This is a genomic window from Mycobacterium toneyamaense (assembly GCF_055384815.1).
Map to the genome: position 1 here is coordinate 2,915,968 of NZ_AP040333.1, position 13,137 is coordinate 2,929,104.

General features: G+C 69.0%; 15 protein-coding genes. 13 read left to right on the top strand and 2 right to left on the bottom strand.

Annotated features, from left to right (window positions below):
• Positions 1-17: 17 nt before the first annotated feature.
• The 9 genes from alaS to aroB all read left to right on the top strand — a co-directional run bounded on the left by alaS (position 18) and on the right by aroB (position 9,298).
• Positions 18-2,705, top strand: coding sequence for an alanine--tRNA ligase (gene alaS / locus ACZ5IQ_RS14150; RefSeq protein ID WP_212811577.1), 2,688 nt, complete (start codon positions 18-20; stop codon positions 2,703-2,705).
• 2 nt (positions 2,706-2,707) lie between these two features.
• Entirely contained in the window at positions 2,708-3,211 is a 504-nt protein-coding gene (gene ruvX / locus ACZ5IQ_RS14155; protein ID WP_212811576.1) for a Holliday junction resolvase RuvX, read from the top strand.
• The gene (locus ACZ5IQ_RS14160) at positions 3,208-4,500 is read left to right on the top strand and encodes an endolytic transglycosylase MltG (RefSeq protein ID WP_244872565.1); all 1,293 of its coding nucleotides are present in this window, start codon (positions 3,208-3,210) and stop codon (positions 4,498-4,500) included. The genes ruvX and ACZ5IQ_RS14160 overlap by 4 nt, the downstream gene beginning before the upstream one ends.
• A complete protein-coding gene (locus tag ACZ5IQ_RS14165) occupies positions 4,497-5,273 on the top strand; it encodes a shikimate dehydrogenase (RefSeq protein ID WP_212811575.1) in 777 nt (258 codons plus the stop codon). The genes ACZ5IQ_RS14160 and ACZ5IQ_RS14165 overlap by 4 nt, the downstream gene beginning before the upstream one ends.
• Before the next feature lie 147 nt (positions 5,274-5,420).
• Positions 5,421-5,852: a prepilin peptidase gene (locus tag ACZ5IQ_RS14170; protein ID WP_212811574.1), complete on the top strand. Its 432-nt coding sequence runs from the start codon at positions 5,421-5,423 to the stop codon at positions 5,850-5,852.
• Positions 5,849-6,343, top strand: a complete 495-nt coding sequence (locus tag ACZ5IQ_RS14175; protein ID WP_212811573.1) for a GNAT family N-acetyltransferase — start codon at positions 5,849-5,851, stop codon at positions 6,341-6,343. The genes ACZ5IQ_RS14170 and ACZ5IQ_RS14175 overlap by 4 nt, the downstream gene beginning before the upstream one ends.
• 42 nt (positions 6,344-6,385) lie before the next feature.
• Positions 6,386-7,582 carry a chorismate synthase gene (gene aroC / locus ACZ5IQ_RS14180; RefSeq protein ID WP_212811572.1) on the top strand — a complete coding sequence of 399 codons (1,197 nt, stop codon included), beginning with the start codon at positions 6,386-6,388 and terminating at the stop codon, positions 7,580-7,582.
• A 4-nt stretch (positions 7,583-7,586) separates the two neighbouring features.
• Positions 7,587-8,222 (top strand): shikimate kinase, encoded by a 636-nt coding sequence (locus tag ACZ5IQ_RS14185; protein ID WP_020101671.1) that lies wholly within the window; start codon positions 7,587-7,589, stop codon positions 8,220-8,222.
• Positions 8,219-9,298 (top strand): 3-dehydroquinate synthase, encoded by a 1,080-nt coding sequence (gene aroB / locus ACZ5IQ_RS14190; RefSeq protein WP_212811571.1) that lies wholly within the window; start codon positions 8,219-8,221, stop codon positions 9,296-9,298. The genes ACZ5IQ_RS14185 and aroB overlap by 4 nt, the downstream gene beginning before the upstream one ends.
• 7 nt (positions 9,299-9,305) lie before the next feature.
• Here the strand turns inward: aroB and ACZ5IQ_RS14195 are convergent, their stop codons facing one another.
• The gene (locus tag ACZ5IQ_RS14195) at positions 9,306-9,653 is read right to left on the bottom strand and encodes a hypothetical protein (protein ID WP_053853629.1); all 348 of its coding nucleotides are present in this window, start codon (positions 9,651-9,653) and stop codon (positions 9,306-9,308) included.
• A 143-nt stretch (positions 9,654-9,796) separates the two neighbouring features.
• Entirely contained in the window at positions 9,797-10,366 is a 570-nt protein-coding gene (locus tag ACZ5IQ_RS14200) for a B-4DMT family transporter (protein WP_212811570.1), read from the bottom strand.
• A 33-nt stretch (positions 10,367-10,399) separates the two neighbouring features.
• Here ACZ5IQ_RS14200 and ACZ5IQ_RS14205 point away from each other — a divergent pair, with 33 nt between their 5' ends.
• The 4 genes from ACZ5IQ_RS14205 to ACZ5IQ_RS14220 are packed head-to-tail and all read left to right on the top strand — an operon-like array spanning position 10,400 to position 13,088.
• Positions 10,400-11,494, top strand: a complete 1,095-nt coding sequence (locus tag ACZ5IQ_RS14205; protein WP_212811569.1) for a M24 family metallopeptidase — start codon at positions 10,400-10,402, stop codon at positions 11,492-11,494.
• A gap of 28 nt (positions 11,495-11,522) precedes the next feature.
• The gene (gene efp, locus ACZ5IQ_RS14210; protein WP_212811568.1) at positions 11,523-12,086 is read left to right on the top strand and encodes an elongation factor P; all 564 of its coding nucleotides are present in this window, start codon (positions 11,523-11,525) and stop codon (positions 12,084-12,086) included.
• Positions 12,079-12,546: a transcription antitermination factor NusB gene (gene nusB / locus ACZ5IQ_RS14215; RefSeq protein ID WP_020101665.1), complete on the top strand. Its 468-nt coding sequence runs from the start codon at positions 12,079-12,081 to the stop codon at positions 12,544-12,546. The genes efp and nusB overlap by 8 nt, the downstream gene beginning before the upstream one ends.
• Positions 12,547-12,548: 2 nt before the next feature.
• A complete protein-coding gene (locus tag ACZ5IQ_RS14220; RefSeq protein WP_212811567.1) occupies positions 12,549-13,088 on the top strand; it encodes a hypothetical protein in 540 nt (179 codons plus the stop codon).
• Positions 13,089-13,137: the final 49 nt, after the last annotated feature.

Consider the following 13,137-nt stretch of genomic DNA (forward strand, 5'->3'; position numbering starts at 1 on the left):
CAGAAGGACAACAGCACGTGCAGACACACGAGATCAGGAAACGATTCCTCGATCATTTCGTGAAAGCGGGCCACACCGAGGTGCCGAGCGCATCGGTGATCCTGGACGATCCGAACCTGTTGTTCGTCAACGCCGGCATGGTGCAGTTCGTGCCGTATTTCCTGGGCGACCGCACCCCGTCGTATGACAAGGCAACCAGCGTCCAGAAGTGCATCCGCACACCGGACATCGACGAGGTCGGCATCACCACCCGGCACAACACGTTCTTCCAGATGGCCGGCAACTTCTCGTTCGGCGACTACTTCAAGCGTGGCGCCATCGCGCTCGCCTGGGACCTGCTGACCAACCCGGTGTCCGAGGGCGGCTACGGCTTCGATCCCGAAAAGCTCTGGGCCACCGTCTATCTCGATGACGACGAGGCCATCGGGCTGTGGGAGGAGATCGCCGGTCTGCCGCCCGAGCGCATCCAGCGCCGCGGCAAGGCCGACAACTACTGGTCCATGGGTATCCCGGGGCCCTGCGGCCCGTGTTCGGAGATCTACTACGACCGCGGCCCCGAGTACGGCATCGACGGTGGTCCCGAGGCCAACGAGGACCGCTACATCGAGATCTGGAATCTCGTGTTCATGGAGAACGAGCGCGGCGAGGGCACCAGCAAGACCGACTTCGAAATCCTCGGCCCGCTGCCGCGCCAGAACATCGACACCGGCATGGGTGTCGAGCGCATCGCCTGCCTGCTGCAGGGTGTCGACAACGTCTACGAGACCGACCTGGTCCGCCCGGTGATCGACATGGTCGCCTCGGTGGCGCCGCGCCACTACGGCGTGGGCAACCACGCCGACGATGTGCGCTACCGCGTCATCGCCGACCACAGCCGCACCGCCGCGATCATCATCGGCGACGGCGTCACCCCGGGTAACGAGGGCCGCGGCTACGTGCTGCGCCGCCTGCTGCGCCGCATCATCCGCGCCGCCAAGCTGCTCGGTGTCGAGCAGCCGATCATGAGCGACCTGATGGCCACCGTGCGCGACACGATGGGTCCGTCGTACCCGGAGCTGGTCACCGACTTCGAGCGCATCAACCGCATCGCGGTAGCCGAGGAGACCGCCTTCAACCGCACCCTCGCGTCGGGTTCGCGGCTGTTCGAGGACGCGGCGGCCGCCACCAAGGCCGCCGGCAAGACCGTCGTCTCCGGTAGTGACGCCTTCACGCTGCACGACACCTACGGTTTCCCGGTCGAGCTGACGCTGGAGATGGCGGCCGAAGCCGGCCTGACCGTCGACGAAGAGGGCTTCCGGGGCCTGATGGCCGAGCAGCGCGCCCGCGCCAAGGCCGACGCCGCTGCCCGCAAGCACGCGCACGCCGACCTGTCCGCCTACCGCGACCTGGTCGACGCCGGCCCCACCGAGTTCACCGGTTTCGACGAATTGACCTCCGAGGCACGGATTCTCGGCATCTTCGTGGACGGCAAGCGGGTGCCGGTGGTGACGCACGGCAGTGAGGGCTCGGATCGCGTCGAGCTCGTGCTGGACCGGACGCCGCTGTACGCCGAATCGGGTGGCCAGATCGCCGACACCGGAACGATCACCGGCACCGGGTCGTCGGCCACCGCCAAGGCCGCGGTCACTGATGTGCAGAAGATCGCCAAATCGCTGTGGGTGCACACCGTCAACGTCGAGTCCGGCGAGTTCGTCGAAGGCGACACCGTCACCGCCGCCGTCGACCCGACCTGGCGCCGCGGTGCCACGCAGGGCCACTCCGGCACGCACATGGTGCACGCCGCGCTGCGACAGGTGCTGGGCCCGGGCGCCGTTCAGGCTGGTTCGCTGAACCGGCCGGGCTACCTGCGCTTCGACTTCAACTACCAGGGCGCGTTGAGCGACGCACAGCGCACCGAAGTGGAGGAAGTCACCAACGAGGCCGTGCAGGCCGACTTCGAGGTGCACACCTTCCACGAGAAGCTGGAGAAGGCCAAGGCGATGGGCGCCATGGCGATGTTCGGCGAGTCCTACCCGGACGAGGTCCGCGTCGTCGAGATCGGCGGCCCGTTCTCGCTGGAGCTGTGCGGTGGTACGCACGTCGAGCGCTCGGCGCAGATCGGCCCGGTGACGATCCTCGGTGAGTCGTCGGTGGGTTCGGGTGTGCGTCGTGTCGAGGCCTATGTCGGGCTCGAGTCGTTCCGGCACCTCGCCAAGGAACGTGCGCTGATGGCCGGCCTGGCCGCGTCGCTGAAGGTGCCCTCGGAAGAGGTGCCCGCCCGCGTCGCCACCCTGGTCGAGAAGCTCAAGGCCGCCGAGAAGGAACTCGACAAGGTCCGCCTGGCCGGTGCCAAGGCGGCCGCCGCCGACGCCGCGGCCGGTGCCGAGGTCATCGGCAAGGTCCGCGTCGTCGCCCAGCGGATGGCCGGCGGCATCTCCGGTGGTGACCTGCGCACCCTGGTCGGCGACATCAAGGGCAAGCTCGGCTCGGAGCCCGCGGTGATCGCGCTGATCGCCGACTCGGGCGAGTCGGTGCCGTACGTGGTGGCCGTCAACGCCGCCGCGCAGGACCTCGGGTTCAAGGCCAACGAACTGGTGCAGCAGCTGGGCGCCGCCGTCGGTGGCCGTGGTGGTGGAAAGGCCGATCTGGCACAGGGTTCCGGTAAGGGGGCAGCGGGTATCGACGCGGGTCTGGCCGCGCTACGCGCTGAACTGGGCCGGAGCTAGCTTTGGCTGATACCGACCGCATGCCCGACCGCCCCGGCGCCGACGACCCCGGTCGCGGCCGCCGGCTGGGCATCGACGTCGGCACGGTGCGGATCGGTGTCGCGGTGTGCGACCCCGACGGCATCCTCGCGACGCCGCTGGAGACGGTGCGTCGCGACAAGACCGACAAGCACCTGGGCCGGCTGGTGAAGCTGGCCGGTGAGCAGGAGGCGGTCGAGATCGTCGTCGGGCTGCCGCGCACACTGAAGGACCGGGCGAGCAGCTCGGCGCGGGACGCGATCGAGGTGGCCGACGCCCTGGCGGTGCGGGTGGCCCCGACTCCGGTACGGATGGCCGACGAACGGCTGACGACGGTCACCGCGCAGCGCTCGCTGCGGGAGGCCGGGGTGCGTGCGAAGGGGCAACGTCAGATGATCGATCAGGTGGCCGCCGTCGGCATCCTGCAGAACTGGCTGGACATGCGCCGCTCGGTGCTGGCCGCCGCAGAGCGCGAGGTCGGCGAATGACTCCGGCCGAGGACATGCGCCCGGACGCCCCGGGCGACGACGACGAGTGGGGCAGCAGCACCCGCATCAAGCCCGAATCGGTGGGCCGGCCGCGCCGCGGCATGAGCCGGGCCGAGCGGGTCCGCGCCGAGCGCAACCGCAAGCGCCGCCGGCGCCGCAGCATGGTGGCGTTGACGGTGTTCATCGTCGTCGTGGTCAGCGCGGTGTTCCTCGGCTCCCGGCTGTGGCACGGCATCTTCGGCTCGGGCAACGACTACTCCGGTGACGGCAACAACGACCTCGTCGTCGAGGTGCATCAGGGCGACTCGACCACCGCGATCGGGCAGACCCTGTTCGATCACGGCGTCGTGGCGAACGTGAAGACGTTCGTCCTGGCCGCCGAGGGCAACAAGGCGATGACCGAGATTCAGCCCGGGTTCTACAAGCTGCGCACCGAGATCTCGGCCGCCAACGCGGTGTCCCGGCTCACCGAGAAGAACAATCGGGTGGGCCGCCTGGTGATCCCGGAGGGCCGCCAACTCGACGACACCACCGACGTCAAGACCAACAAGATCAACCAGGGCATCTTCAGCCTGATCTCGGCGGCTTCCTGCGTCGACCTGGACGGCAAGCGCAAGTGCGTGTCCGCCGACGAGCTGAAGAAGGCCGCCGGTGCCGCCGACATCTCGGCGTTGCTCGTGCCGAGCTGGGCGGCCGGACCGGTGAAGTCGCTGGGCCCCGACCACCGCAGGCTCGAGGGCCTCATCGCGCCCGGCACCTGGAACGTCGACCCGGCCGGCACGCCGACGTCGATTCTGGCGAGCCTGATCAGCGCAAGCGGTCACCAGTACGAAAAGGGTGGCCTGCTCGATGCCGGCGCCGCCGCCAACCTGAACCCGTACCAGATCCTCATCGTGGCATCGCTGGTGCAGCGCGAGTCCAACCCGCAGGACTTCGCCAAGGTGGCCCGCGTCATCTACAACCGGCTGGCGACCCCAGACCATCGCAGGCTGCAGTTCGACTCGACGGTGAACTACCCGCTGGACCGGCAGGAAGTGGCCACCACCGACGCCGACCGCGAACAGCCGACGCCATGGAACACCTATGCGCGCGAAGGACTTCCGGTCACGCCGATCTGCTCGCCCGGCCAGCCCGCCGTCGTCGCGGCGCAGGACCCGGCGCCGGGGGACTGGCTGTACTTCGTGACCATCGACCTGCAGGGCACCACGGTCTTCACCCGCGACTACCAGCAGCACCTCGCCAGCATCGAGCTCGCCAAACGCAACGGCGTGCTCGACAGTGCGCGATGAGAGCCGCGGTTCTGGGTTCGCCCATCGCGCATTCGCGGTCCCCGCAGCTGCACCTGGCGGCCTACCGGGAGCTCGGGCTGACCGACTGGACCTACGACCGCATCGAGTGCACCGAGGAACAATTGCCCGGCCTGGTGGGCGGTTTCGGCCCGGAATGGGTCGGGGTCTCGGTCACGATGCCCGGCAAGTTCGCGGCGCTGCGCTTCGCGACCGAACGCACGCCGCGCGCTGAGCTCGTCGGCTCGGCCAACACCCTGGTACGGATCGACGGCGGCTGGCGCGCCGACAACACCGACGTCGACGGCGTCGTCGGCGCCCTGGGCGAGGTATCCGGAGCGGCGGCGGTGCTGGGCTCCGGCGGCACCGCGCCCGCGGCCGTCGTGGCCTTGGCCGAACTCGGTGTGCGGGACCTGGCGATCGTTGCCCGCAATGCCGACAAGGCCGGGGCACTCGTGGAGCTGGGGGAGCGGCTGGGCGTCGCGACGCGCTGGGTAGCCCTCGGCGAGAAGCTGAATTCCCTTGGCGTGGTGGTCAATACACTGCCTGCCGCGGTGGCGGGTGAGATCTCCGGGACCGTGGCCGACACCGCCGTGCTGCTCGACGCCATCTACGACCCGTGGCCGACGCCGCTGGCCGCCGCCGTTTCCGCGGCCGGTGGCCGGGTGGTCAGCGGCCTGCAGATGCTGCTGAACCAGGCCTACGCCCAGGTGGAGCAGTTCACCGGGATGCCCGCGCCCCGCGAGGTGATGGCGGCGGCGCTCGCGGCGTCCTGAATCCAGTTTTGTGCGCGGCTCGGCTGGTAGAGCCGAAAATTGGGGCCCAAGAAGTCCGTGAGTGCAATCGACGTGGTACTTCCCTGGCCGGCACCCTGTGGAACATTCGTGTCGGGACGCCCTGCGCAACGCCCTTAGCCTCGAAAGATGGGGGCGGGCTTGGCTATTGGTGCCTGGATGATCGCGTTGTGTGCCTATGACCTCCGCGAGCGACGGCTGCCGAACTGGCTGACGCTGCCGGGCGCCGCGGTGATCGTCGCGGCCGGCGTGATCACGGGCAAGGGGACTGCCGCGGCGTTGGGGGCCGCGGCTTTGTTCGCGCTCTACCTCCTGATCCACCTGCTCAGCCCACGGGCGATGGGCGGCGGCGACGTCAAACTCGCACTCGGCCTCGGCGCATTGACCGGCATGTGCGGCGCCGGCGTGTGGGTGCTCGCCGCGATCGGGGCGCCGCTGCTGACCGCGGGGTACGCGGCGCTGATCCTCGTGCGGCGAGCCGGACGCACCGTGCCACACGGACCGTCGATGTGCCTGGCGAGCGCCGCGGCCGTCGCGCTCGGTACCTTTGCCTCACCATGACCACCCGCACCGCCACCACCGCCGACCTGCCCGCGATCGCCGACATCTACGCGCATTACGTACGCAACAGCGTGGCGTCGTTCGAGCTCGAGCCGCCCACGGCCGAGGAGTGGCAGGCGCGGTTCGCCAAGGTCTTCGCCGCCGGGCTGCCGTTCCTCGTCGTCGAGCGCGAGGGCAAGGTCGCGGGGTACGCGTACTGCTTGCCCTGGAAATCCCGGCCGGCCTATCAGGGCACGGTGGAGGACTCGATCTACCTGGCGCCGTGGGCCACCGGACAGGGTGCCGGCAAGGAACTCCTCGGCGCGCTGCTGGACGCCGCCCGCGCCGCCGGCGTGCGTGAGGTCATCGCGGTGATCGCCGACAGCGGCGACCCGTCGTCCGTCGCACTGCACAAGAAGGTGGGTTTCGACGAGGCCGGCCGACTGCGGCAGGTCGGGCACAAACACGGCCGCGACATCGACACCGTGCTGCTGCAATGCAGCCTGGGCTGACGGATTTCAGCCGGTAAACCCCCTCATGGGACAATGGGACACGTGTTGCGATGGACCACAGCAGGTGAATCCCACGGTCGTGCCCTGGTGGCCATGCTCGAAGGCATGGTGGCCGGTCTCTCGGTGACCTCGGACGACATCGCCACGCAGTTGCAGCGGCGTCGTCTCGGCTATGGCCGCGGTGCCCGGATGAAGTTCGAAAAGGACGAAGTCACGCTGCTCGGCGGCGTTCGGCACGGCCAGACGCTCGGCGGCCCGATCGCCATCCAGATCGGCAACACCGAGTGGCCCAAGTGGGAGACCGTCATGGCCTCCGACCCGGTCGACCCGGAGGCGCTGGCCAACACCGCGCGTAACGAGCCGCTCACCCGGCCCCGGCCCGGGCACGCCGACTACGCCGGCATGCTCAAGTACGGCTTCGACGACGCCCGCCCGGTGCTCGAGCGCGCCAGTGCCCGCGAGACCGCGGCCCGCGTCGCGGCCGGCACCGTCGCCCGCGCGTTCCTGAAGCAGGCCCTCGGCGTGGACGTCGTCTCGCACGTCATCTCCATCGGCGCATCGAAGCCCTACGACGGCCCGGTCCCGCAGCCCGAGGATCTGGAGGCCATCGATGACAGCCCGGTGCGTGCCTTCGACAAGACCGCCGAGGAAGCCATGATCGCCGAGATCGAGGCCGCCAAGAAGGACGGCGACACCCTCGGCGGTGTCGTCGAGGTGGTGGTCAGCGGACTGCCCGTCGGCCTCGGCTCGTTCATCAGCGGTGACAACCGGCTGGACAGCCAGCTGGCCGCCGCCGTCATGGGCATCCAGGCCATCAAGGGCGTCGAGATCGGTGACGGCTTCGAGACCGCACGGCGCCGCGGCAGCGTCGCACACGACGAGATCTACCCGGGCGCCGACGGCATCACCCGCTCCACCAACCGCGCCGGCGGTCTGGAAGGCGGCATGACCAACGGCCAGCCGCTGCGGGTCCGCGCCGCGATGAAGCCGATCTCGACCGTGCCACGCGCGCTCGCGACCGTCGACATGGCCACCGGCGAAGAGGCCGTCGCCATCCACCAGCGTTCCGACGTGTGCGCCGTGCCCGCGGCCGGTGTGGTCGTCGAGGCCATGGTGGCACTGGTGCTGGCCCGGGCCGCGCTGGACAAGTTCGGCGGCGACTCGCTGGCCGAGACGCGCGCCAACGTCGAGAACTACCTGCGTGCGGTGCATGAGCGCGAACCGCAGATGTCCGGATAACCCGATGGCGCCCAAGGCTGTACTGGTCGGCATGCCCGGTTCGGGCAAGTCGACGATCGGTCGACGGTTGGCGAAGGCGCTGCAGGTGCCGATGCTCGACACCGACGCCAAGATCGTCGAGACCACCGGTCGCAGCATCGCCGACATCTTCGCCGAAGGTGAACCGGTGTTCCGCAAGATCGAAGCCGACGTGATCCGCGACGCGCTCGCCGAACACGACGGCGTCGTGTCGCTCGGCGGTGGCGCGGTGACGACCCCGGAGGTGCGGGAAGCGCTCGTCGGCCATACCGTCGTCTACCTGGAAATCAGTGCGGCAGAAGGCGTTCGGCGCACCGCGGGCGGCGGACGCCCGCTGCTCGCCGGCGACGACCCGGGCGCCAAATACCGCGAGCTGATGGCGCAGCGCGTGCCGCTGTTCCGGCAGGTCGCCACCCTCCGCGTGAACACCAACCGACGCAATCCCGGTGCGGTGGTCCGCCACATCGTGCACCGGCTCGAGCAGCCGCGCTGCGACGAGCACTCCCGGCGCCGCCGCCGCTCGGCGTGGCGCCGGCTGCCCACGGTCCTGAACCCCGGACCGACCACCGAGGCCCCGCCGAGCCCTGCGGCACTGGCGAAACGATTGAAAGGCTCGCAATGACTGAACCCGTCGTCGTCGAGGTGAACGTCGACCGGCCGTACCCGGTGATCATCGGGACCGGTCTGCTCGGCGACCTCGGCCGCGTCCTGCAGGGCCGGCACCGCGTCGCCATCCTGCACCAGCCGGTGCTGAACGAGACCGCCGAGGCGATCCGTAGTTACTTGGCGGCGGGCGGAATCGACGCGCACCGCATCGAAATCCCGGACGCCGAGGCGGGCAAGGAACTGCCCGTTGTCGGGTTCATCTGGGAAGTGCTGGGGCGCATCGGGATCGACCGCAAGGACGCCATCGTCAGCCTCGGCGGCGGCGCGGCCACCGACGTCGCGGGGTTCGCCGCCGCCACCTGGCTGCGCGGCGTGGACATCGTGCACGTGCCCACGACGCTGCTCGGCATGGTCGACGCCGCCGTCGGCGGCAAGACCGGCATCAACACCGACGCCGGCAAGAACCTCGTCGGCGCATTCCACCAGCCGCTGGCCGTGCTGGTCGACCTCGCGACGCTGGAATCGTTGCCGCGCAACGAGATCATCGCCGGCATGGCCGAGATCGTGAAGGCCGGCTTCATCGCCGACCCGGTGATCCTGGACCTCATCGAGGCCGACCCGGAGGCCGCGCTGGACCCCGCCGGCACCGTCCTGCCCGAACTCATCCGCCGTGCCATCGCCGTCAAGGCCGAGGTGGTCGCCGCCGATGAGAAGGAATCGGCACTGCGCGAAATCCTCAACTACGGCCACACTTTGGCGCACGCCATCGAGCGCCGGGAGCGCTACCAGTGGCGGCACGGCGCCGCCGTGTCGGTGGGCCTGGTGTTCGCCGCCGAGCTCGGCCGGCTTGCCGGACGCCTCGACGACGACACCGCGGACCGCCACCGCCGGGTGCTCACCGCGCTGGGCCTGCCGGTCAGCTACGACGCCGACGCCTTCCCGCAACTGCTGGAATCGATGGCGGGGGACAAGAAGACCCGTTCGGGCGTGCTGCGCTTCGTGGTGCTCGACGGCCTGGCCAAGCCGGGCCGCCTCGAAGGCCCGGACCCCTCGCTGCTGGCGGCCGCCTACTCGGTGGTGGCGAAAGACTGAGCTGCGCTCAGTAGACGGGGTTGAAATAGTCGGTGCCGCCGACCGGGCATTCGACCTTGGCTTTCCACGTCGTGCCGGTCTGGATGCCCGGGAACCACAGATTGTGGCTCTGGTTTGCCTGCAGCTGGAACGGCACCTTGTACACCGGCAGGGGCTTGACCGACTTCCATCCGAACCACGGCTCCGCGGAGTAGAAGCACAGGCCTTCACTTCCGGTCGAGTTGATGTGGACCGTGACGCCCGCCGCGTCGCTTGTCGTATCGATCGACGACGCGGCCTGCGCGGTTCCTGTTCCGGTTCCGAGGGCGATCATCGCCAGGGCAGCTGCGGCGGTGACGAACTTCGTGCGGTTCATGATGTGCTCCTGTTTGGGATTTGCGGCTCCGGTTGAGCCGCTCTCACAGGTAGGAGCAGTTACGCCGCGGAAGTCTTACAACTTTTCGGCAAAAAAGATCGCGGCCCGTCTGATGACGGGCCGCGGCCTTTTTGCGTGGCTGCTCAGGACTCGGGGTTGGTCTTGGGCCTGGTCTCGATGACCTCGGTCTCGCCTTCGTGACCCTCGACGGGGACCGCGACAGCGACCGCGGCGAAGACGTCGGTGTCGGCGCGCTCGCTCTCACCGGCGTGGTCGTGCTTCGGCGGCGGCGGGGCGTTGCGGTCGACCAGGTAGCGGCCGAGCGAGACACCGCAGATGCCGCCCACGAAGACGATCAGTGCGGTGAACGCGGCGAAGGTGGTGAGCTCGGCGGCCAGGGCGTCGACGTAGATGTTGTCGTAGAACTGGCCGATGAGCCAGGAGAAGAAGCCGCTGACGACGCCGGCGAACAGACCGCCGACCAGCCAGGCCATCGCCAGGTCCTCGCGGCGGTCGGGGTCCGGCTGCGCCTTCGCGTCGCTCTGGCCGTCGAGGACGCCCCAGGCAAAGGCAGCGAGGATGTACAGCACGACGAGCGTGACGCTGATGATCAGCGACTGTTTTTCCCAGGCACCGATCATTGCGCCTTGCAGCAATCGGACGATCACCATCAACGCCGCAAAGACGATTCCGCGCAGCAACCACTTACTCATGAGCAGACAGCGTAGCGAGTAGCGTCACATATCGTGACAATTTCCCACCGGCGCCACATGCTGCGTCGCCACCTGGCGGCCGCCGAGCTGGATGCGATCCTGATAACCGACCTGGTCAACGTGCGTTATCTGTCCGGATTCACCGGCTCGAACGCGGCACTGCTGATTCCCACTGAAGGGGAGACGCCCATCCTCGCCACCGACGGGCGGTACCGGACGCAGGCGGCGCAGCAGGCCCCCGACGCACAGATCCTCATCGAGCGGGCGTGTGCGCCTCAGCTCGTGCGCGCCGCGGCGGCGGCCGGCATCAAGCGGCTGGGCTTCGAGAGCCACGTCATGACCGTCGACGCCCACGCGGCGCTGCAGCGGGTCGGTGGCGACGACCTCGAACTCGTCCGGGCGCCCGGCATGGTCGAAGTACTGCGCGAGGTCAAGGACGCCGGTGAGATCGCGATCCTGCGGCTGGCCTGTGAGGCCGCCGATGCGGCACTGAAAGATCTCGTCGAATCGGGTGGGCTGCGTGCCGGCCGCACCGAGAAGGAGGTCGGCCGCGAACTCGAGGCGCGGATGCTCGACCACGGCGCCGACGGCCCGTCGTTCGAGACCATCGTCGCGACGGGCGCCAACTCGGCGATACCGCACCACCGGCCCACCGAGGCCGTGCTGGCGGCCGGTGACTTCGTCAAGATCGATTTCGGCGCGCTGGTCGAGGGCTACCACTCCGACATGACGCGCACCTTCGTGCTGTCGCCGGTGGCGCAGTGGCAGCGCGACATCTACGACCTGGTCGCGACGTCGCAGCGGGCCGGCCGGGAAGCGCTGGCGCCGGGCACGACGCTGTCGGCCGTCGACCGGGCATCGCGGCAGGTCATCGTCGATGCCGGGTACGGCGAGCAGTTCTCCCACGGGCTCGGGCACGGCGTCGGTCTGCAGATTCACGAAGCGCCGGGAATCAACTCCGCCGCCGCCGGTACACTGCTTGCTGGCTCCGTGGTCACCGTGGAGCCCGGTGTCTACCTGCCCGGCCGGGGCGGTGTCCGGATCGAGGACACGCTCGTCGTCAGCGGCGATACGACACACACACCTGAGTTGCTTACCCGGTTCCCCAAGGAACTGGCCATCCTCTGATGACAGAGAGCTAGGAGCAGTACCCACCGTGGCATCTACCGCCGACTTCAAGAACGGTCTCGTCCTCAACATCGAGGGCCAGCTGTGGCAGATCATCGAGTTCCAGCACGTTAAGCCCGGCAAGGGCCCGGCCTTCGTGCGCACCAAGCTCAAGAATGTGCTGTCGGGCAAGGTCGTCGACAAGACCTTCAACGCCGGTGTGAAGGTGGAGACCGCGACCGTCGACCGTCGTGACGCCACCTACCTGTACCGCGACGGCGCGGACTTCGTCTTCATGGATGCCGAGGACTTCGAGCAGCACCCGCTGTCGGAGGCCCTCGTCGGCGACGCCGCCGGCTTCCTGCTGGAGAACCTGCAGGTGCAGATCGCGTTCCACAACGGCGCGCCGCTCTACCTGGAACTGCCCGTCAGCATCGAGGTCGTCGTCGCGCACACCGAGCCGGGCCTGCAGGGCGACCGCTCGAACGCCGGTACCAAGCCGGCCACCCTGGAGACCGGCGCCGAGATCCAGGTGCCGCTGTTCATCAACGTCGGTGACAAGCTCAAGGTCGACACCCGCGACAGCAGCTACATCAGTCGGGTCAATGCCTGACCGTCGCTCCGACAAGGGCCGGCACCAGGCGCGCAAGCGCGCCGTCGACCTGCTGTTCGAGGCCGAGGCCCGCGGGATCACTGCGGCCGAGGGCGCCAAGCTGCGCAACACCCTGGCCGACAGCGACCCCGAGGTGTCGGCGCTGAACCCGTACACGGTGACCGTCGCCAACGGCGTCACCGAGCACGCCGCCCACATCGACGACCTGATCTCGGCGCACCTGCAGGGCTGGACGCTGGAGCGGCTGCCCGCGGTGGACCGCGCGATCCTGCGTGTCGCGGTGTGGGAGCTGCTGCACGCGACGGACGTGCCGGAGCCGGTCGCCGTCGACGAGGCCGTCGAGCTGGCGAAGTCGCTCTCCACCGATGAGTCGCCCGGCTTCGTCAACGGCGTTCTCGGCCAGGTGATGCTGGTGACGCCGCAGATTCGGGCGGCGGCCGCGGCGGTCCGGGGCGAGTAGTCATGGACGAGCCGCAGGACTGGGCGCCGTACTCGAGTGTCGACGATGCGGCGAAGGTCTATCTGCGCGATCCGGAGCTGGCGCTCGAGCAGCTGCGGTCGGTGGTCGACTTCCGGTCCATCAAGTCCTTCATCATGTCGCGCGGCGCGTCCGAGGAGTCCTGGGGCGACGCCGTGTGGCAGGAGGTCGTCCTCACCGACGGTGAGCGACTCATCATGTGGCGGGCCGACGACGACGCGAGCGGCGACGACGAGCACCTGCGCCGGACGCTGGACACCTCGGTGCGGACCATCCTGTTGTCGACCATCACCGACCACATCCTGACCACGCAGTTCGAGGTGCTGGGCGACGGTACGCGGCGCCTGGCCGAGGTACGACTGCGGATGTACACCCAGCTGATCACCCGCAGCCGGCAGAAGTCGGCCATCGACACCGACTTCTTCTGCGAGTCGTTCCGGTACACCAAGTCCGTCGATGACGGTGGCCTGGCCCAGATGCAGCGGCTGCTGCAGTTCGGCCGGGAGCTTTCGCACGCGTTGTAGCCCGTCTCCCGGATATCGGGAGCAATCGTGACCCACGTCTCAGTAACGC

Excerpts from the sequence above, each read along its gene's own strand:
- ACZ5IQ_RS14195 (WP_053853629.1), bottom strand. The coding sequence starts at position 9,653 with ATGAACCGCACGAAGTTCGTCACCGCCGCAGCTGCCCTGGCGATGATC.
- ACZ5IQ_RS14200 (WP_212811570.1), bottom strand. The coding sequence starts at position 10,366 with ATGAGTAAGTGGTTGCTGCGCGGAATCGTCTTTGCGGCGTTGATGGTG.
- ACZ5IQ_RS14220 (WP_212811567.1), top strand. The coding sequence starts at position 12,549 with ATGGACGAGCCGCAGGACTGGGCGCCGTACTCGAGTGTCGACGATGCG.
- ACZ5IQ_RS14175 (WP_212811573.1), top strand. The coding sequence starts at position 5,849 with ATGACCACCCGCACCGCCACCACCGCCGACCTGCCCGCGATCGCCGAC.
- ACZ5IQ_RS14170 (WP_212811574.1), top strand. The coding sequence starts at position 5,421 with ATGGGGGCGGGCTTGGCTATTGGTGCCTGGATGATCGCGTTGTGTGCC.
- nusB (WP_020101665.1), top strand. The coding sequence starts at position 12,079 with ATGCCTGACCGTCGCTCCGACAAGGGCCGGCACCAGGCGCGCAAGCGC.
- ACZ5IQ_RS14165 (WP_212811575.1), top strand. The coding sequence starts at position 4,497 with ATGAGAGCCGCGGTTCTGGGTTCGCCCATCGCGCATTCGCGGTCCCCG.
- ACZ5IQ_RS14160 (WP_244872565.1), top strand. The coding sequence starts at position 3,208 with ATGACTCCGGCCGAGGACATGCGCCCGGACGCCCCGGGCGACGACGAC.
- aroB (WP_212811571.1), top strand. The coding sequence starts at position 8,219 with ATGACTGAACCCGTCGTCGTCGAGGTGAACGTCGACCGGCCGTACCCG.
- ACZ5IQ_RS14185 (WP_020101671.1), top strand. The coding sequence starts at position 7,587 with ATGGCGCCCAAGGCTGTACTGGTCGGCATGCCCGGTTCGGGCAAGTCG.